At 50.7% G+C, this 19,564-nt stretch carries 18 protein-coding genes; 14 read left to right on the top strand and 4 right to left on the bottom strand.

Annotation, left to right across the window (positions count from 1 at the left end; all coding sequences use genetic code 11):
* The first annotated feature begins 74 nt into the window (after nt 1-74).
* The 3 genes from AWM70_RS08415 to AWM70_RS08405 are packed head-to-tail and all read left to right on the top strand — an operon-like array spanning nt 75 to nt 2,848.
* Nucleotides 75-773 (top strand): response regulator transcription factor, encoded by a 699-nt coding sequence (locus AWM70_RS08415; protein WP_068695441.1) that lies wholly within the window; start codon nt 75-77, stop codon nt 771-773.
* Nucleotides 770-2,251 (top strand): sensor histidine kinase, encoded by a 1,482-nt coding sequence (locus AWM70_RS08410; protein ID WP_068695439.1) that lies wholly within the window; start codon nt 770-772, stop codon nt 2,249-2,251. The genes AWM70_RS08415 and AWM70_RS08410 overlap by 4 nt, the downstream gene beginning before the upstream one ends.
* A 36-nt stretch (nt 2,252-2,287) precedes the next feature.
* Complete coding sequence (locus AWM70_RS08405) at nt 2,288-2,848, top strand: GNAT family N-acetyltransferase (RefSeq protein ID WP_068695437.1); 561 nt, start codon at nt 2,288-2,290, stop codon at nt 2,846-2,848.
* 71 nt (nt 2,849-2,919) lie between these two features.
* On the opposite strand, the gene AWM70_RS08400 is transcribed toward AWM70_RS08405, so the two are convergent.
* Nucleotides 2,920-4,140, bottom strand: a complete 1,221-nt coding sequence (locus AWM70_RS08400; RefSeq protein WP_068695435.1) for a glucose-1-phosphate adenylyltransferase — start codon at nt 4,138-4,140, stop codon at nt 2,920-2,922.
* A 184-nt stretch (nt 4,141-4,324) separates the two neighbouring features.
* Between AWM70_RS08400 and glgB the strand changes: the two genes are divergently transcribed.
* Nucleotides 4,325-6,355: a 1,4-alpha-glucan branching protein GlgB gene (glgB, locus tag AWM70_RS08395; RefSeq protein WP_237167867.1), complete on the top strand. Its 2,031-nt coding sequence runs from the start codon at nt 4,325-4,327 to the stop codon at nt 6,353-6,355.
* A 24-nt stretch (nt 6,356-6,379) separates the two neighbouring features.
* On the top strand, nt 6,380-7,816 hold the full coding sequence (gene glgA, locus AWM70_RS08390; RefSeq protein WP_068695433.1) for a glycogen synthase GlgA: 1,437 nt from the start codon (nt 6,380-6,382) through the stop codon (nt 7,814-7,816).
* An 87-nt stretch (nt 7,817-7,903) separates the two neighbouring features.
* Here the strand turns inward: glgA and AWM70_RS08385 are convergent, their stop codons facing one another.
* On the bottom strand, nt 7,904-9,652 hold the full coding sequence (locus AWM70_RS08385) for an alpha-glycosidase (RefSeq protein ID WP_068695431.1): 1,749 nt from the start codon (nt 9,650-9,652) through the stop codon (nt 7,904-7,906).
* 247 nt (nt 9,653-9,899) lie between these two features.
* Between AWM70_RS08385 and AWM70_RS08380 the strand changes: the two genes are divergently transcribed.
* The 4 genes from AWM70_RS08380 to AWM70_RS08365 all read left to right on the top strand — a co-directional run bounded on the left by AWM70_RS08380 (nt 9,900) and on the right by AWM70_RS08365 (nt 13,218).
* The gene (locus AWM70_RS08380) at nt 9,900-10,775 is read left to right on the top strand and encodes a transporter substrate-binding domain-containing protein (protein ID WP_068695429.1); all 876 of its coding nucleotides are present in this window, start codon (nt 9,900-9,902) and stop codon (nt 10,773-10,775) included.
* Between the two features lie 123 nt (nt 10,776-10,898).
* On the top strand, nt 10,899-11,561 hold the full coding sequence (locus AWM70_RS08375; protein WP_068695427.1) for an amino acid ABC transporter permease: 663 nt from the start codon (nt 10,899-10,901) through the stop codon (nt 11,559-11,561).
* Nucleotides 11,548-12,270, top strand: coding sequence for an amino acid ABC transporter ATP-binding protein (locus AWM70_RS08370; protein WP_068695425.1), 723 nt, complete (start codon nt 11,548-11,550; stop codon nt 12,268-12,270). Before AWM70_RS08375 ends, AWM70_RS08370 begins: the two co-directional genes overlap by 14 nt.
* Before the next feature lie 243 nt (nt 12,271-12,513).
* The gene (locus AWM70_RS08365; RefSeq protein ID WP_068695423.1) at nt 12,514-13,218 is read left to right on the top strand and encodes a 3D domain-containing protein; all 705 of its coding nucleotides are present in this window, start codon (nt 12,514-12,516) and stop codon (nt 13,216-13,218) included.
* A 104-nt stretch (nt 13,219-13,322) separates the two neighbouring features.
* Here AWM70_RS08365 and AWM70_RS08360 read toward each other — a convergent pair whose 3' ends face one another.
* The gene (locus tag AWM70_RS08360) at nt 13,323-14,159 is read right to left on the bottom strand and encodes a polysaccharide deacetylase family protein (RefSeq protein ID WP_068695421.1); all 837 of its coding nucleotides are present in this window, start codon (nt 14,157-14,159) and stop codon (nt 13,323-13,325) included.
* A gap of 180 nt (nt 14,160-14,339) precedes the next feature.
* On the opposite strand from AWM70_RS08360, the gene AWM70_RS08355 reads away from it, so the two are divergent.
* The 5 genes from AWM70_RS08355 (at nt 14,340) to mobB (ending at nt 18,329) form a co-directional block, all read left to right on the top strand.
* Complete coding sequence (locus AWM70_RS08355; RefSeq protein WP_068695420.1) at nt 14,340-15,038, top strand: dihydroorotate dehydrogenase electron transfer subunit; 699 nt, start codon at nt 14,340-14,342, stop codon at nt 15,036-15,038.
* The gene (locus AWM70_RS08350; RefSeq protein WP_068695419.1) at nt 15,035-15,967 is read left to right on the top strand and encodes a dihydroorotate dehydrogenase; all 933 of its coding nucleotides are present in this window, start codon (nt 15,035-15,037) and stop codon (nt 15,965-15,967) included. Before AWM70_RS08355 ends, AWM70_RS08350 begins: the two co-directional genes overlap by 4 nt.
* Before the next feature lie 36 nt (nt 15,968-16,003).
* Nucleotides 16,004-16,345 (top strand): prenylated flavin chaperone LpdD, encoded by a 342-nt coding sequence (gene lpdD, locus AWM70_RS08345; protein WP_068695417.1) that lies wholly within the window; start codon nt 16,004-16,006, stop codon nt 16,343-16,345.
* A gap of 146 nt (nt 16,346-16,491) precedes the next feature.
* Entirely contained in the window at nt 16,492-17,763 is a 1,272-nt protein-coding gene (locus AWM70_RS08340; RefSeq protein ID WP_068695415.1) for a molybdopterin molybdotransferase MoeA, read from the top strand.
* A 23-nt stretch (nt 17,764-17,786) separates the two neighbouring features.
* The gene (mobB, locus tag AWM70_RS08335) at nt 17,787-18,329 is read left to right on the top strand and encodes a molybdopterin-guanine dinucleotide biosynthesis protein B (protein WP_068700487.1); all 543 of its coding nucleotides are present in this window, start codon (nt 17,787-17,789) and stop codon (nt 18,327-18,329) included.
* Between the two features lie 72 nt (nt 18,330-18,401).
* Here the strand turns inward: mobB and xerS are convergent, their stop codons facing one another.
* Nucleotides 18,402-19,484, bottom strand: coding sequence for a tyrosine recombinase XerS (xerS, locus tag AWM70_RS08330; protein WP_068695413.1), 1,083 nt, complete (start codon nt 19,482-19,484; stop codon nt 18,402-18,404).
* Nucleotides 19,485-19,564: the final 80 nt, after the last annotated feature.

Raw genomic sequence — 19,564 nt, 5'->3', positions numbered from 1 at the left:
TCAGAATCAGCTGCTGACGGCTGGATTCAGGGATAAGGACAATAGAATGGACCGGAGAGGAAGGGTTAAAGGCTGTGAGTAAAGTATTGATATTGGAAGATGAAGAATCCATTCGCAGTTTTATCGTCATCAATCTGAAACGCAACGGATTTGATGTCCTGGAAGCGGCGGACGGCTATGAAGCGTTAAGCAAGCTGACTACGGTTCCGGATATTGACATTGCTTTGCTCGATGTCATGGTTCCGGGGATCGACGGGTTTGAAGTGTGCCGGAGAGTTCGCGAGACGAACGAACGGATCGGCATTATTTTTCTGACGGCCAAAGTGCAAGAGCAGGATAAGGTGTATGCCTTGTCCGTCGGCGCGGATGACCATGTCAGCAAGCCATTCAGTCCAACCGAGCTGATTGCTAGAATCCATTCGCTGCTGCGCCGGGTCAATGTTTACCGGGAGAGCAGCGCGAAGGTGTCGTTCACATCCGGACCTTTTTCGCTGGACCTCATCTCCAAGCAGTTCAAGAAAAACGGGCAGCTGCTGGAGCTGACGCCAACTGAATTTTCGCTGATTCAATATTTCCTCGAGCAGGAGAATACGCCGCTTAGCCGGGATGTGCTGCTGGACCATGTCTGGGGCAAAGATTATATGGGCGATCCGAAGATTGTGGATGTCAATATCCGCCGGCTGCGGCAGAAAATCGAAAGCAATCCATCCGAGCCTGAATACCTGCAGACGGTATGGGGTCACGGCTACAAATGGAAAGGCGATAGTAAATGATCAAAAAGGGCATCGGCCGCCAGATCGTCATGCATTATTTCATCGTGGTGTTTGTGACACTGCTGCTTGTTGAAGTGATCTTTATGTTCGCGATCCGGTCTTATTATTACAACAGCATAAGCACTCATTTAGAGAACTACGCGGCCTGGGCTTCGGATTATTTCCAGAAGTATGTCAAGCAGAATGAAGATGACGAGCTGAGTTATTTGCCGGACATGATCCAGACCTTCAAGCTGGTGAATACCGAGGTGGAGATCGTAAACGGCGACGGGGTGGTGCTGACGAACAGCACGGACTTCCAGGTCGATAAACCTGTGCAGACAAGCGATGTGCTGCAGGCTAAAGCAGGGAGCATCAGCAAATGGATTGGCAGGCAGCCGGGGACCGGGGAGCTGGTCATGGCGGTTTCAAGTCCGCTCAAGGTAAACGGCACAAACAAATTCATTATCAGGTATGTGACGTCGCTTGAGCTGGTCAATGAAAAGCTGCTGAATATTACGCTGCTTGCCATCGTCATCGGGCTTGTTGTACTGGCGGTCGTGCTGCTGTTCAGCATGGGCCTGGCGAACTCGATCGTGAAGCCGATCAATAATATTCAGGCCGTTTCCTCCCAGATGGCGAAGGGGGACTTTGACGTCAGGGTCAAAGGCGACTATGCTTACGAACTTGGTGAGCTGGCCGCCACCCTAAACTTTATGGCTCAGGAGATTGTGCGGAGCAATCAGATCAAGGATGATTTTATCTCTTCCATTTCCCATGAGCTGCGCACGCCGCTGACCGGCATTAAAGGCTGGAGCGAAACGCTGACGATGGGCGGCTTCGACAAGGAAGAAACGGAAATCGGCATGAAGATTATTTCCAAAGAAACGGATCGTTTGATTGGTCTAGTCGAGGAAATGCTTGACTTCAGCAAGCTGCAGCAGAATGAGATGAAGCTGGTCATCGGAAGCGTCAATATTACCGAGCTGCTGCAGGAGATTATGCTGAATGTTTGGGCTAAAGCCGAGCAGAAGCAAATCCATTTGAAGCTGGAAGGGGAGACCGAGCAGCCTGTGATGGTGTCCGGGGATGCCAACCGGCTGAAGCAGGTTTTCTTAAACATCGTCGATAACGCGATCAAATTTTCGCACGAGAATTCGATTATTTACCTGGTAGTGTCCAAAGGAGACGAATCAGCGACGATCAGTGTTAAGGATACCGGGATCGGGATCAGTGAAGAGAATCTGCGCCGCGTCAAGGACCGTTTCTTCCAGGTAAATCATCAAGGCGGGGGAACCGGGCTTGGCCTGGCGATTACCCAGCAGCTCGTCGAGCTCCATAAAGGGACCATCAACATGGAAAGCGAGCTGGGCACGGGGACAACGGTTCAGGTGACCCTGCCGCTTATGAAAGCAGGTGCGGAGCCTCCTGCTGATTCCGGTGATGCTGGAAATTCTTTTAGCGATGAAGAAACGGGCCCGGTTTCCAAAGACCTTTAAATTCGGTGCCGTGAAATGAACGGGGGGAGACAGGGGATGTCCTCTGAGCAGAAGGTTGACTTGATAACAGCCTCCGGTAGAGCTTTTACATTGATTCAGGCGTCTTCCGGCAGGGCAGACGAGGTTGGCAGGCTGCTGACCGAAGCAGCTGAGTGGATGCAGCGGAAGGGGATCAGCCAGTGGAAACCGGAACAATTTACGGAAGACGAAGTCCGGTCTTATTTCACTAATAGAACAGTGTTTATCGCGCTGGATCGGGATATTCCGGCGGGCATGTTCACGCTGCAGCCTTCAGATCCGGGTTACTGGAAAGCTATGGATGATCCGTCTTATTATTATTTGCACCGTTTGACGGTAAGCCTTGCTTATCGGCGTTTCGGGTTAGGGCAAACCTTGTTGAGCTTTGCGGTGGACAAAGCGATCCGGGATGGAAAGAAAGGATTAAGACTGGATTGCAGGCAAAATAACGAGGCGCTTAATCTGTATTATCAGAAGCAGGGGTTTGCATTCAAGGGGATTTCCGAGCAGAAGGACCATTTCGCCAATCTCTATGAATGTTTAGCTCCAGCTGTTTCTGAAGCCCGTTCGGATCAATAAACGCAAAAAAGCCGGCTATTTCAAATAGCACGGCTTTTTTTGTATAAAATAATTGTGTTAGAATAAGGGTGTTAAGAAGACATGCCTCCCGCGCGCAGCGGCGCAGCGTTGTCATAAACTTCTTTAAGCAGTCTCGAAGACTGGGAGCGTACAGCTGGTTTGGCCAATACAGTCTCACCCGGTCCGATGACAACGACCTCATCCGGTGAGCCTTTGATTATGGCTCCGTCTTTGATCACAGCGCCCTCCCCGATTATGGCGCATTCAATAAGGACGTTCCGTCCGATCTGCACATTCGGCATGACCACGCTGTCTTTCACCTTTGTAAAACGGCCGATGGAAGTGCCGCCGAAGACAACGGATTTTTCCGCATACCCTTCCAGAGCGCAGTTATCGTGTATCATCGAGCTTTTTGCCGGGATGCCGCTGTGCTTTGAGCTTTTCAAACTGGCTTCAGATTCATTGGTATACATCGGCCATGCTTCATTATGCAGCTTCCAGTCGCTCTCTTCACACAGCAGATCCATGTGGGCTTCCCATAAGCTGCCTACCGTACCCACGTCTCTCCAATATCCTTTAAATGGATAAGCTTGAAGGGTTTCCTCACCCGCCAGCATTTTAGGAATAACGTCTTTGCCAAAGTCATGACTCGACTTATCATCCAAAGCGTCTGCAATTAAATGCTGTTTCAGATAACTCCACTTGAACAAATAAATGCCCATGGAAGCGAGATTGCTCTGCGGTTTCTCAGGTTTCTCTGCGAACTCCGTAATTCTATATTGATCATCCGTCACCATGACGCCGAAACGATGTGCTTCTTCCCAAGGAACAGGCATTACGGAAATGGTGGCAGGAGCACTTGATTTCAAATGGGCATCCAGCATTTCGCGATAGTCCATATGGTAAATATGATCGCCTGACAGAATCAGCACATTTTCCGGGTTTTGGCGGTCGATGTATTCCATATTTTTATAAATGGCATCTGCGGTTCCCAGATATTCATCAGCACCCGTTTGGTATGAAGGGAGTAAGGCGATGCCTCCATTCTCATGAGTTCCAAGTCCCCAAGCAGTTCCGTCTCCGATGTGATTGTGCAGCGATTCAGCTTCATATTGGGTTAATACGCCGATCGTATCAATGCCGGAATTGACGCAGTTGCTGAGAGGAAAATCGATAATTCGATAGCGGCTGCCGAAAGGCACCGCCGGTTTTGCTTGACTTGAGGTGAGTGGAGACAATCTGCGGCCTTCCCCTCCCGCAAGCAGCATGGCAATGCATTGTTTATTACTCATGTCGTTTCCCTCCCGAATTTGTTTTGGTCAGTGTAGTACATACATAAACGAGATATACTGATGTTGAAACCATTTTACTTTGGAATGATTTGAAAAATTACAAATTTAATGTAAGGATGTTCTTTTTCCTTTTCAATATTTATGAATAGGGGTAATAAAGAACATATATCATCTTTTTTTAAATATGGAGATTGGATGTGATGAAGTGTCGGACATGGCCGCAGCTAACCACCCAGTAGCGATTTCACCCCAAGATATTTATTTGTTCCACGAAGGAACTTTATATCGCAGCTATCGTTCGCTCGGAGCTCATCTGACCGTTGAAAATGGAATTAGCGGCGTTCGTTTTACCGTTTGGGCACCGCATGCACGCCATGTCGGAATGGCTTCGGATTGGAACGGTTGGAGGGGAGAGAACGACTCTTTATATAAGATACCCGAATCCGGTTTTTGGAGTCGTTTTTTCCCAGGAATCGTCCAAGGAACTTTTTACAAGTATGAAATTACCGGTCCGGACGGACGGGTATTTCTGAAAGCCGATCCTTATGCTTTCCACGCCGAAGTGCGGCCTAATACCGCATCTGTGGTGGCTTCAATAGAAGGCTACAGGTGGGGCGATGGAGCCTGGAGGCGAAAGAACCGCATCCCTTACCGCAAACCGCTGAACATATATGAAATGCACTTTGGAACTTGGCGGCAGAAGGAGGATGGCGAATTTTATACGTACAGGGAAATGGCTGAGTTATTGATTCCTTACGTCAAGGAAATGGGCTATACGCATATAGAAATTATGCCGCTTACCGAACATCCTTATGACTTGTCCTGGGGTTACCAGACAACTGGATATTTTGCGCCGACCAGCCGCTACGGCAAACCTGAAGATCTCATGTATTTCGTAGACCAATGCCATCAGAACGATATCGGGGTGCTGCTGGACTGGGTGCCGGGGCATTTTGCGAGGGACGATCACGGGTTAAGGCTGTTCGACGGGGCACCGCTGTTTGAGTACAGCGATCCGCTGAAAGCGGACAAACCGGGCTGGGGAACGCTGAGCTTTGATTTTGGCAAACCTGAAGTCCGTTCTTTCCTGATATCGAGTGCCCTTTATTGGATGGAGGTGTATCATTTTGACGGGCTGCGGGTGGATGCGGTAACCAGCATGCTGAAGCTTGATTTCGAAAAAGGGGAAGGGCAATTCCGCCTGAATGAATTCGGCGGGACCGACAATCTGGAGGCGATCCGGTTTCTGAAGGAATTGAACCAGGTAGTCTCCGATCATTACCCGCATGCCCTGATGATGGCCGAGGAGTCGAGTGCCTGGCCTATGGTTACCGGCAGCGTGGAGGAAGGCGGACTAGGGTTCAACTACAAATGGAACATGGGCTGGATGAATGATACGCTGGCATACGTGGAAACCCCATTCTGGGACAGGCCGTCCAAACATCACCTGCTGACCTTCCCGATTGTTTATGCTTATTCGGAGAATTATACACTTCCGCTTTCGCACGATGAGGTGGTCCACGGGAAAAAATCGCTGCTGGACAAAATGCCGGGCAGCTACGAAGAGAAGTTTGCCGGGCTCCGTCTTCTTCTTGCTTACCAGCTCACTTCGCCCGGCAAGAAACTCCTGTTTATGGGAGGCGAATTTGGACAATTCATTGAGTGGAAAGATCAGGACCAGCTGGACTGGTTTCTGCTGGACTACGATTCACACCGGCTAATGCTGGAATATACCAAAGCGATCAATCATTTTTATTTGCAGGAGCCTGCGCTGTGGGAACATGACCACGGTATGGACGGTTATCAGTGGCTGACGCCGCATGATGCCGGGCAAAGTGTTATTGCTTATATGCGCAAAGGCATAAGAAATAAAGATACGCTGCTGATTGTGATCAATTTCCAGCCCGTCTACCGCGAACGCTACCGCATTGGCGTGCCTAAAGCGGGCATTTATCGAGAGGTCTTCAGCAGTGAAGATTCACAGTTTGGCGGGAGCGGCTCTCCAAATGGCAGCCCGCTGGCCGCTGAAAAGGTGGAATGGCATGATCAGCTCCAGAGCATAGAACTTAAGCTGCCGCCGTTATCGGTATCCATTTGGAAAAGAACCGGAGCTGCGTCGGGGGGGCAACCGGCAGCCTCAGTCAACACGCTGAGCAGCAGGAAGAAAAAAACCAAGGCGGCGAAGCAGAGCAAACGGAACGTTTCGCTTGCTTAATTTTCATTCAAAGGAGAGAAGGGCATGAAAATTTGTTTTGCGGCAGCAGAAGGAACCCCTTTTGTCAAAACGGGCGGACTCGCCGACGTGATTGGCGCTTTGCCAAAAGCTTTATTAAAGGAAGGACACGATGTCCGTCTTATTATGCCCAAGTATAAAACCATCCCGGACAGCTTCAAACAGGACATGGTTCATCTGGGAACAACCAGCGTTTATGTAGGCTGGCGGGAGAAATATTGCGGCGTAGAGACCTTGACTTATGAAGGAATCAAGGTGTATTTCGTCGATAATGAAGATTATTTCGCCAGGGACGGCATTTACGGGTACGGGGATGACGGGGAACGTTTTGCTTATTTCAGCCGGGCCGTGCTCGATGTGCTGCCGCTGATTGATTTTCAGCCTGATGTCATTCATGTCCATGATTGGCATACAGGACCGGTACCGCTGCTGCTTCGCCACCATTACGGACATAACCCGTTCTATGCAGGCATCAAGACGGTATTTACCGTACATAATTTGCTTTACCAAGGGATATTTCCTTATGAAGTTTTAGGGGACTTGCTGGGACTGCCAAACAATTATTTTACGCCGGAAGGCGTCGAATATTACGGCAACGTCAATTACATGAAAGCCGGACTGGTGTTTGCTGATCATGTTACGACTGTGAGTCCGACATATGCGCGGGAAATTCAGACTTCCTTCTACGGATACGGGCTTGACGGTCTTCTGCGCTCGATCAGCGGCCGGTTATCCGGCATCGTCAATGGAATTGATACCAAGCTGTATAATCCGGCTACAGACAAAGCTCTGCCGGTCACCTACCGAAGCAATCTCGCGAAGAAACGTGAGAATAAAATGAAGCTGCAGGAGGAGCTTGGGCTTCCGGTAGCTGCGGATACCCCGCTGCTCGCGATGGTGACACGTCTGGTTGAGCCTAAAGGACTGGATCTGGTGCTGCGCATTCTGGACGAGCTGCTTTATTTCGACGAGGTTCAGGTGGTCGTATTGGGTACAGGTGATCCGGCTTATGAACAGTGGTTCCGGGAGGCGGCTTACCGCCAGCCGCAGAAGCTGTCTGCGCAGATCCTGTTTGACGACAGCTTGTCCCGGCGGATTTATGCGGGGGCCGACATGTTCCTGATGCCCTCCAAATTCGAGCCGTGCGGCATCAGCCAGCTGCTTGCGCTCCGTTACGGCAGCATTCCGATCGTGCGTGAAACGGGCGGCCTGAACGATACGGTGAAGGCCTACAACGAGTTCACGGGGGAAGGGAACGGATTTACGTTCACCCATTACAATGCCCATGATTTGTTATATACGATCCGCAGGGCGATTCATTTCTACCGTTTGCCTGAGCATTGGAAAAAGATCGTCAAAAATGCCTTCGCCGGCGATTACAGCTGGAGTGTCTCTGCAGGGGAATACGAGGAGATTTACAAACAGATTAGCGGACAGGAGTGACCGGGGGCCGGATTGTCCTAGGTAAAACCGGGGTTAAGCTTAAAAAGCCAATCCTGCAGGTCGTTCTGCAGGATTGGCTTTTGTTAATCAGCCTTTGATCTTTCGGTATAAAATACGGTAGCCAAACGGGTCAAGGCCTATATTCATCATTCCGTTATTCGGTTTCACAGGTTCACCGGTTAAGGCATCCCGCCAGTCGCTTGTTTCCATGGGGTGGCTGAGCACCTGATATTCCGGGGTGTTGTTCATCCAAACCGTAAAATGGGTACGAGAATCCACCCGCTCGTATATGAGGCAAGGGTTGTCGGGTTCGGCCTGTAGAAAGCGGAAGCGGCCTTTGCGCAGAGCATCATATTTTTTGCGAAGACCAATCATCAGCTTATAGAAATCAAAGAGCTCCCGGTCCTGACAGGACGTGTCCCACTGCATCGGCTTCCGGCAGTCCGGATCGCCTTCACCGCTCAAACCAATTTCATCGCCATAGAAGATGCAGGGAGTTCCGATATAAGTGAACAGGAAGACAACCGAAAGCTTCAGCTTTCTTTTATCCAGCCCTAAGCGTGTTAACAGACGGGGGGTATCATGGCTGCAAAGCATATTAAAAATCACTTCATTCGTCTGCTGAGGATACCGCATCAGGAGTGAACCCATGGAGTTGGCAAAGCTGTAGCCGTCCATGCCTCCGTTAAAGAACTCAAGCACCTTGTCGGAGAAGGGGTAATTCATAACCGAGTCGAATTGATCTCCCTGCAGCCAGGTCAAGGAATCGCTCCAGACCTCGCCTACAATATAAGCTTCCGGATTCGCGCTCTTGACGACCTTTCGGAAATCCCTCCAGAAATGATGATCGATTTCATCCGCCACATCCAGTCTCCAGCCGTCCAGCTCAACTTCGCGAATCCAATAGTCGGCCACGTCAAGCAGGTACTTTTTAACTTCCGGGTTGGAGGTGTTGAATTTGGGCATATTAGCGTAAAAACCAAACGTTTCATAAGTCGGGATGCCATCCCGGGTTTCAAGCGGGAACTCGCGGATATAAAACCAGTCTTTGTAGGGAGATTGCTCGCCACGGGTCAGTACGTCCTGGAAAGGAGGGAACTGCTCGCTGCAGTGGTTGAACACCGCATCAAGAATCACCCGTATGCCACGCTGATGGCAGGCCTGAACGACCTCTTTCAGCAGCTTCGTATCGCCGAAGTGGGGGTCAACCTGCTTATAATCGACGATATCGTATTTGTGATAAGAAGGAGAAGTGAACAGCGGGGTGAAATAAATGGCATTGATGCCAAGCTCGCTCAAATAATCGAGATGATTCAGAACCCCCTGCAAATCTCCTCCATAAAAATTATCGATCTGCGGCTGCTCGCCCCAATCGGCAATGGACTCCGGATCGTTGGACGGGTCGCCATTGGCGAAACGTTCCGGCATGATTTGGTAAAAAACCGCTTTCTTGGCCCATTCCGGCACCTTTAGCACGTCGATTTCATGCAGATAGGCAATTTCATAGTTGTCTCCCGGCGGATAAGGCGGCGAGCATTGCAGCCCTTTATCGTTGGCGTATACGGTTTCGTCGCCGGAGATCAGTTTAAATAAATAAGATAAACGTTTGAATTTGGGATGAACCTCGATTTCCCAATAGTCGAACCAATCGTCGTGGGCGGCTTTTTCCATAGCCAATTCTTCAAAGGTTCCATCCCAATCGTATTTATCACCTGTCCAAACCAATACCTGGTCCACATCGTCCCGTTTCGTCTGCACGCGCAAATGGATCGTTTCGGGATCATATGCATAGGCCCATTTATCCCTTGAAACATGATAAAAAGCTTCCAGCTGCATCTGATCACCTCCAGTCAGAGTAGCCATTTATTAACCAGGAAAAGGGCAGATTGAAACAAATTTTCAAGTTTTTCAAGGCATATTTCAACCGTTCTTTTCCATAGAATGTAACTTGACATGAAAATGTGAAATTTATTTGCATAAAATCCTTTGCATAACTATGCAACTTGTCCTATAATTAGTCCTGCCGTACAGAACAACGAAGGTGTTCTGGGATTTAAATCAATGATTAGGAGAGAAGATGAACATGAAGAAAAAATGGGGATTCCTCACGATCTGCCTGTTGCTGACCACAATGATGCTTGCGGCTTGCGGACAAAATAACAACAACTCTGGCGCAGGAGCCAGCACGAATACAGGAAGCGGCAATGCCAGCACGGCCCCGGCCGAAAGCGCCGGCAATACTACAGGCGACAGCAGCGGTGGAAAGCTGATTCTCGGTACTAGTGCAGACTATCCGCCGTTTGAATTTCACATTAAAGGTTCGGATGGCAATGACCAGATCGTAGGTATTGACATTGATATTGCGAACGAAATTGCCAAGGATATGGGGAAAGAGCTTGAAATTAAAGATATGCAGTTCTCCTCCCTCCTGAATGAGCTGAGCAGCGGACGTGTAGATCTGGTCATTTCGGGTCTCAGTCCTAAACCGGAACGTGCCAAGCAGGTAGACCTGTCTAACATTTATTATCAGGCCGAACAGTCGATCGTAGTTCCTGAAAGCAGCCAAGACAAATATGCTACGATGGAATCGCTGGAAGGCAAAACGATCGGTGTGCAAACCGGTTCGATCCAAGAAGACATCGGTAAAGGAATCAAAGGAGCCAAGCTGACCTCCCTGGCCAAAATCTCCGACATTATTATGCAGCTTAAGTCCGGACGCGTGGATGCGGCTATTATTGAAACTCCGGTAGCCGAATCTTATCTGAAGAAGGTTGAAGGCCTGGCGATTACATCCGCTAAACCAACGACGGAAGAGGACGGTTATGTAATCGGAGTGAAGAAAGGCAATGGCGACTTGATGACCAAAGTGAATGCCACGCTTGATCGTCTGAAACAAGCAGGCAAGATCGATCAGTTCGTCACTGATGCCAATGAAATTGCCGATCAGCAAAGCAATTAATCGCTAATAGGTTGTAGGATCAAAAACTGCAGAAAATAGCGGGACCACGCTATTTTCTGTTTTTTTGCGAGAAGCGGAATCCCGCTTGGAAATTTGTCTTAAACAAAGGAAGGAAGGGAACGGATGAAAATATTTGAAATCTTTTGGGATTACCGCGATTACTTCCTTAAAGGGCTGGAATTTACGCTCCTTTTGGCTGCCATTTCGGTTGTTGGTGGTTTTATTGTGGGTATCCTCATTTCGCTGCTCAGAATGTCACGCTGGTCGATCCTGCGTTTTATTGGGACGGCATGGGTGGAAATTCTTCGGGGTACGCCGATGATCGTGCAGCTGTTTATCGTCCATTACGGATTGGCTACAACTTTTAATATCAAATTTACTCCATTTGAATCGGGCTCAATCACGCTCATTCTGAACAGTTCCGCTTATTTGGCGGAAATTTTCCGGGCAGGCATCCAAGGCGTGGACAAGGGGCAGACGGAAGCGGCTCGTTCCCTCGGGATGTCGGGCGGCATGACGATGCGATATATTATTTTGCCTCAGGCGTTAAAGAGTGTTCTGCCGGCCATCGGCAATGAATTCGTGACGATTATTAAAGAGTCTTCTATCGTGTATGTGATCGGTCTTGCCGAAATTATGTACCAAACGAACACCATTATTACGATTACTTATGACGGAATGACACCTTACCTGGTTGCTGCACTAATGTATTTCATCTTGACCTTCACCTTGTCCAAAATTCTCAATAAACTTGAAAGGAAGCTGAGTAACCGTGATAAACGTTAACCAATTAACCAAAAACTTCGGCCAGCTTCACATTCTAAAAGGCATTGATCTGGAGATCGGCAAAGGGGAAGTGGTCGTGCTGATTGGTCCCAGCGGATCGGGCAAAAGCACGTTCCTGCGCTGCCTGAACCTGCTGGAGGTGCCGACGTCCGGGGAGATCCGGTTTGAAGGCCAGCTGATTACCGATAAGAAATACGACATCAACAAAGCCCGCGAGAAGATGGGCATGGTGTTCCAGCATTTTAACCTGTTCCCTCATAAGTCCGTGCTTGAGAATATTACACTTGCTCCGGTCAAAGTGAAAAAGAAAGACCCGGCCGAAGCGGAGCGCCACGCGATGGAGCTGCTGAGAACCGTAGGGCTGGAGGATAAACGGGACGCTTATCCTTCCCAATTGTCAGGCGGCCAGAAACAGCGGATTGCGATCGCCCGTGCACTGGCTATGGAGCCGCATGTTATGCTGTTTGACGAGCCAACCTCGGCGCTGGATCCGGAAATGGTCGGAGAAGTGCTGGATGTGATGAAGAACCTGGCTGAAAAAGGCATGACCATGGTCATCGTGACACATGAAATGGGGTTCGCGCGTGAAGTCGGAGATCGCATCCTGTTTATGGATGGCGGCGTTATTTTGGAGCAGGGCTCTCCGGAAGAACTGTTCGGCAGCCCCAAGCAGGAGCGGACTCGCGATTTCCTTAGTAAAGTGCTGTAAGCGGGAAACGGCAGAAGGCCAAGTGGTTAAAAAATAGTTACAAAACATAGAACAAAAGACAGACCTTTTAAAGCGGATATTCGTTAAAATCCATAAGAGACCCTATTGAGGGTCTCTTATGTTTCAAAATGGTAACAATTGCTTGCTCACAGGTTACAAAATTGTGATATATTAGTCTATGTCTTACTGACGAAGCCAGAACAGGCCGCTAGAGGCCGCTGACTAAGGAGGAAATACATAGCTATGACTATCAAATCTGTATTTACGAGTAAACGGAAATCTTTAATCGGAAAAACAGCCGCATTGGTGCTGGGTCTTTCGCTTTCCCTGCAGTTTGTGCCGGCCGCTTTCGCAGCCAATTATACGGCCAAAGAAGGCGACACCTTTTATCTCTTGTCCCAACGTTACGGAACCACGGTATCGGCTCTGATGAGCGCGAATCCTTCTGTTAAACCTACCAATATCTATGCAGGCTTGAAATTGACCATTCCCGGCCAGCTGAAGGCGGCCTCGACTCCAAAAACTTCCGCTGCTGCGGCAAGCAAGGCGATCAGCGCCGATGCCAACGCGCTTAAAGTGATGTCTGACAGCAAAGTAGTACAGGCCTGGGGCAAAACCTTCAACTATTCCAAAACGATTGACGTAAAAGCAACAGCCTATTCTTCCTCTGCAGATGAGAATGGCAAATGGGGCGCAGTCGATTATTTTGGCAACCCGCTCGCCTTGGGAACGATCGCCGTAGATCCAAACGTAATCCCAATGGGAACTAAAGTGCTGGTTACCGGTCATGAGTTTGCCGGATTCCTGCCTAAACAGGCTTTTGTAGCGACGGCTACCGATCAGGGCAGCGCGATTAAAGGGAACCGGATTGATATTTTTGTACCGGGCTCCCAAAATGCGGTCAGCCAGTTCGGCATTCAGGATATCAAGCTGTATGTGCTGAATTAAACGATGGCCTCAAACTTATTGAATTAGGAAAAATAAACAGGGTCAAACCGGTGGTAGTGTACCGGTTTGACCCTATTTGTGTTGAGACGGCTATGATCAGAGAATCAGAGCCTGAAGGGATAAGGCATAGAAGCTTTAGAAGCCCTGTATTCCGGGGTATGAAGCAGCTCGGGAACCGTTACAAACCGGTATCCGCGGGCCTTGAGCTCGTCGATGATGACCGGCAGGGCTTCGATTGTGCCGCTCAAGTCGGAGCCGACGCCGCCTCCTGCATGCTGCAGGATAATCGAGCCGGGACCGGCATGATCAAGGACGTTGCGTATGACTTCCTCTTTGCTGATTCCTTTCCAGTCCTGGGAATCCACGTTCCAATTAACGATTTTGTAACGGCCGTGCCTAGCCCATCTCACCTGCTCCTCATTCACTTCACCATAGGGAGGCCGGATCAGCAGCGGCTTCTTGCCGGTGATCTGTTCCAGCACATATTCGGTTCGTTCGATCTCGAGTTTAAATTCCCGCATGCTCAAGTTTTTGAGAACAGGATGGCTGTACGAATGATTGCCGATTGCATGGCCTTGTTTCTGGATGATCCGGATGAGTCCGGGGTGTTTTTTGGCCCGGCTGCCGACGACAAAGAAGGTAGCTTTGACCTGTTTTTCCTTAAGTACCTTTAACACCTGCGGGGTGAACCGCGGATCCGGCACATCGTCAAACGTCAAAGCGATTTGTTTGGCTGCGCGCGAGCCTTTGAATTTAAAGGTGTCGGCGTATTTGCGTCTTAATTCGGAGAGGGACAACGTATGTACTTCATTTTGATGAAAGGAAGGAGCGTCCTGCTTCTGTTTAGGTTCCTTTGAAGGTTCTTGGCCGGAGACGGGTACGGCAATAAAGCACAATAACATCAGGAGCATAATGGCTTTATAACGGGTGCGGTTCGGCATGGCCTATTCCTCCTATTGTTCGGTTAGTGTTGGTATGCCCTTTTCTCCAATAATTATCCGGATAATAGTGGTTATGCCAGTTGCTTGTGACATCATTCACAGAATAACCCGGATAAAACAGGCATCTTTAAACAAAGGCAAGAGCAAAAAGTCACAGGCATCTGACCAAAGGAGGAAATTATGGCTGCTGCGTTGGTTATGAACAATATTCAGATAAGCTCCGGGATCTTTCGTATGACCGTGCAATCCGGTATGGGAGGCAGACCGGGTCAATTTTATATGCTGAGAAGCAAGAACGCCTCACCTCTGCTGTCTCGGCCAATCAGCATCTTCAACGTGGAGGAGGACCGGGTCCAATTCCTGTATCAGGTAGTTGGGGAAGGAACAAAACGGCTTGCCGGACTGCGCCCCGGCGACGAAATCGGGATTGAAGGGCCGCTGGGCAACGGCTTCCCGGAACCCTCCGGACAAATGGCTTTTGTTGGCGGCGGGATCGGAATCGCCCCGTTTTATTATGCGCTTAAACAATGGCCGGGGGCCGACATTTATTTGGGCTTTAGCCGCGAAGCTTACCTCGTTCAGGAATTTGAACGCTTAAGCTCCCGCGTCATTGTTGATGTCGGCGGTTTTATTACAGATCGGATCGATTTATCTTCGTATGATCAGGTTTGGGTCTGCGGTCCTCAGCCGATGATGCTGGCGATGCAGCGGCTGAACGCTTCATCAGGGAACACCGGCAAGGTTTATGTGTCTATGGAAAACCGGATGGCCTGCGGCATAGGCGCCTGTTTGGTTTGCAGCATCCGCACGAGCGGGGGACGCAGGAAATCCTGCGCGGATGGCCCGATTTTTCCGGTGGAGGAGGTGGTGTTTGAATGATCGATACAACCTGCCGAATCGCTGACGTCGTGTTCAAGAATCCGGTTGTGATGGCGTCCGGTACATTTGGTTTTGGCCGCGAGTATGCCCGTTATTACGATCTGAACAAGCTTGGCGGCTTGTCCGGCAAAGGTTTGACGCTGCATCCCAAAGAAGGAAACCTGGGTCTGCGGGTGTGGGAGACGGCCTCGGGTATGCTGAACAGCGTAGGGTTGGAGAACCCGGGCATCCGGCGTTTCTTGTCTAAGGAAGTCCCTTATTGGCAGCAGCTGGATACCGTCAGAATCGTCAATTTAGGCGGCCACTCCATAGCAGAATATGAGGAAGGCGCGCAGCTGCTGGAGCAGTTCTCTTTGAGCGGGAAGGCTGCCGGTCAGAAGGCGTATGACATGATCGAGCTGAATATTTCCTGTCCGAATGTCAAGGAAGGCGGTATGGCTTACGGCATTCATGTCGAGACGGCACGCGAGGTGGTGATGCGGGTTCGCCGGGCAACCACGCTGCCGCTGGTGGTCAAGCTTTCGCCCAATGCCCGGGATCTGGTGGGGATGGCGGTGATGTGCGAGGAAGAAGGAGCGGACGGGCTTTCCTTGGTGAACACCTTCTCCGCTATGAAAATTGATATTCACAAGCGGAGCAGCGTTTTTGAAAATTTATACGCCGGCTTGTCAGGACCCGCCATCAAACCGATTGCGCTGCGAATGGTGCATGAGGTGTGCAAGGCGGTGTCGATCCCGGTGATGGGCATGGGCGGAATCAGCTCGGCTGAAGATATGATTGAGTTTATTATGGCCGGTGCGGAGACCGTTCAAATCGGCACCCACAATTTCGTAAACCTGCGGGCAGGTGAAGAGCTGACAGCCGGGCTGGAAGCCTTTATGCGCCGGGAAGGGATTCAATCGCTCACGGAGATCCGCGGCATCCTTTAATTGTTCGCTGCCATACATCAACAAGGGGGATTCGTTATGGGAACGTTTGACGATCTGGAACTGAAGGCGATCCGGCTGGGTCTGGATCACCTGATTGTAATTACCGGGGGAGCCGCGCATGTGGGCGCAGCTTCCACTTCTTTTCCGGCTGCGAATGGAGCTATAGAAACGTACACCGCGGCTGTTCCGGGCCATAAGGAGCATCTGCTGACGGATGGTTTGGCTGATCAAATCAGCAGGCAGCTGGGAGTTACGGCCGTAGTCGTGATGGGGATACACTACGACGGGTTGAAGCCGGAGGAGATCGAAGAGATCAGCCGCAGAACGGAGCGGATGGTTGACAGCTATATAGCCGAAATAAAAAGCGCAAATGGATAGACAAAACCAGTCATTCGTACAGCTTTTTATGCGCAGAAGCGCTTTTTATTTGCAATTGCTGGTTAATCCCCCTACGATAAGAGTAAAGCCTTCTTCTTAAGTCGAGAAGAGCAAGCCTAGAAGCGTTAAAGAGAAAGGATTTTCCCATGAACAAGGATCCTATGCAGAACCCTAAATTTAAACGAAGCGCCGTGCAGCCGGAGCAGGCCCAACAGCTGATCATGCCTTACGTGAAGCAGCTCGGCACGGAGCAGGTTCCATTGACAGAGGCAAGGGGGCGGTTTCTGGCCGAGTCAGTCCGCGCTCCCCATCCGTACCCTCATTTCCGCCGTTCGGGCATGGACGGTTATGCGCTGCGCAGTGAGGATACGCGAGGGGCCTCTACGGACCAGCCGATCACGTTTGAGGTGATCGACGCAGTGCCGGCAGGCTCGCTGCCAAACGTCCCGCTCCGGCCAGGCACGGCTGCCCGCATTATGACTGGCGCCAAGGTGCCGGATGAAGCCGATGCCGTAGTGATGCTGGAAATGACGGAGAAGCAGGAACAGGACGGGCGTACCTGGATGACGTTAAAAAGGGAGATATCCGCCGGAACCAACCTGACGCCTGTCGGCCGCGAGCTTCAAGCCGAAGATCTGCTGCTGGAAGCAGGCCGGATGATCTCCGCCGGGGAAACTACGGTGCTGGCTACCTTTGGTTATCATCAGGTGCAGGTCCGCCGCAGGCCCCGTGTAGCCATCTGCTCGACCGGCTCGGAGCTGCTGCGGGTCGAAGAACCCCTGCAGGATGGACGGATTCGCAACAGCAATACCTATACGCTGGCCTGCCAAGTTCAGGATGCAGGCGGAGAGCCTTATATTCTGGAAGCCATCGCAGACGATCTTCAGCTCGCCAAGCAGCGGGTCATGAAGGCGCTTGAGGAATATGATATCGTCATCACAACCGGCGGGGTATCCGTCGGCGATTATGATATTATGGCCGATCTGGTGCAGGGGGGCAGCTTGAATCTGCTGTTCAACAAGGTCGCCATGCGGCCGGGCAGCGTCACAACGGCGGCCGTTTATAAGGACAAGCTGCTGTTTGCGTTATCCGGCAATCCAGGCGCCTGTTTCGTCGGATTTGAGCTGTTTGCCCGGCCGGCCATCCGCGGCATGCTTGGCGCGCCGGATCCTTATCTGCCGCATATGGAGGCGGTGCTTGGCCAGGATTATGACAAGATCAATAACTTTACACGGTTTGTACGCGGGAGTCTGCAGTTTAAAGAAGGCAAAGTGTTTGTACATCCGGCCAAGCTTGACGAATCGGGCGTTATGATTACGATCAAGGACAGCGAGGTGCTGATCGTCATACCGCCGACCTCCACCGGCGTTAAAGCTGGTCAGCTGGTGACCGCAATCCGGCTGCCTCAAGGGGGCTGAATGACTCGATGTTGGTGAAAGGAATGGCTTCAAGGAAACCTGTTGTACTCCAGATTGCAGGTTACAAGAACAGCGGCAAAACTACGCTGGCCGAATATCTGGTTCGCTATTTTAGCGCCAGGGGCCTGAAGGTAGGGGTAATCAAACATGATGGACATGAGTTTGACGTCGATCATGCCGGAACCGATTCCTGGCGAATGACGCAGGCCGGGGCGGCTGCCGTAGCGATTGCTTCAGCCCGCAGAACCGCAGTGATCGAAGAGCAGGGCCGTTCTCTGGACGAGCTGCTGGCCAGATTTGGCGAAGCCGATTTGGTGATCGTGGAGGGATTCAAGCGGGAGGCGTATCCCAAAATCGTGATGCTCCGCAGCCCGGAAGATTTGTCGCTTATCCGGGAATGCACCGGGATCGCAGCGGTTGTATGCTGGGAAGCCCTTCATGCTTCCGATGCGATCCAAGAATTAGGCGCCGCAGCAGCAGGGGTGCCCGGCTTCAAGCTGGGCGAATCCGCCCGCTTGGCCGAATGGCTGGCCGGGCAAATCGGGGACGCGCAGCATAAAAAATAGCCCCACAGCAGGGGCTTAACGAAGCGAAGAACGAGTGCTGTCTGCTGCACGGTCACGGAAATATTTTTACGATTAAGTTTCCGTTCGGCGCTCAATCGCTTCGGACATCGTTTTGTCGGTCAGGTGGGCATAAATTTCCGTTGTCTCCGTTGAGGCATGGCCGAGCTGCTCTTTCGTCTTGTAAATATCGTTCTGAAGATAATAGTCGGTAGCGAACGAATGCCGCAGCTTGTGAACGGTCAAATAGGGTTTGCCAAACCGTTTGGCGTATTTAATAATCATAGCCTGGATGGCCCGTTTGGTCATGCGTTTGCCTTCCGTTGCCCCGTTGGGCAGAGCAATGAACAGGGCTTTCTCCCGCTTGGGCGTCCGGTAACGGGTCGTTCTCAGGTTCATATATTCCATCAAGTCGTCACGGGCCTGTTCCCGGAAGTAGACCGGGGTTTTGAACGTTTCTTCGTTATTGCCTTTCCGGTACACATACAGCATTTTGTTGGCCAAGTCGAGATCATCTATGTTCAAATTGACCACCTCGGATACGCGGAGACCGGAATTCAGAATCAGACTGGCGATACAGGCGTCACGCTCGCGGTTCATTTCGAAGGCATGCAGCGCCTGTTTGTTGTTCTCGATATCTTTGCGGTAATGCTCATGGATATAAGCCACAAACTCATTCAGCTCATCTTCTTCAAGAATTTTGCCCTTGAGTTTGGCGGCGGTATCCTTGGGTTTGTGAATGCGCTTCACCTCGACCTTGGCCATAATATTGCGTTTCAGCAGCGGATAGAAATGCTCGTCTTCTGCAATTTGGCTTAGATAATGGAACAAAGAGCGCAGCGAGGAGAGCTTCCGCGATACGGTAACCCGGCTGTTGGTGCCTTGTGTTCGCGTGCCTAAATGAAGGCGGTAGCTGACAATGCTCTCCATATGGAGGACTTCAAGCTCCTGCAGCGTCACGTCTTTGTTGCTTTCCGCCTGGCTAAGACCTTCCGCCCTGAGCCAGCCAAAAAATTGTTCGTAGTCCCGGACGTACTCCAGCAGGGTGGACGGCGACAGATCCGGGAGTTTATAGTCGATAAACTGCTGGACAAACCAAGGCATGTGGATGACCTTTTCATCCAGCTTGCCGCGGTCGATACCTTTTTGAATGTTCATTTAAATCACCTTTTCTCCATTTGAGCCTGTGCTCACTATTCTACCACAATCATCCACCTACTTTAAGGAAAGGCGGGAGC

Source organism: Paenibacillus yonginensis, assembly GCF_001685395.1.
Taxonomy (GTDB): Bacteria; Bacillota; Bacilli; order Paenibacillales; family Paenibacillaceae; genus Fontibacillus; species Fontibacillus yonginensis.
Note: the sequence above shows the minus strand (reverse complement) of the source record. Positions and strands in the feature narration are given on the sequence as shown.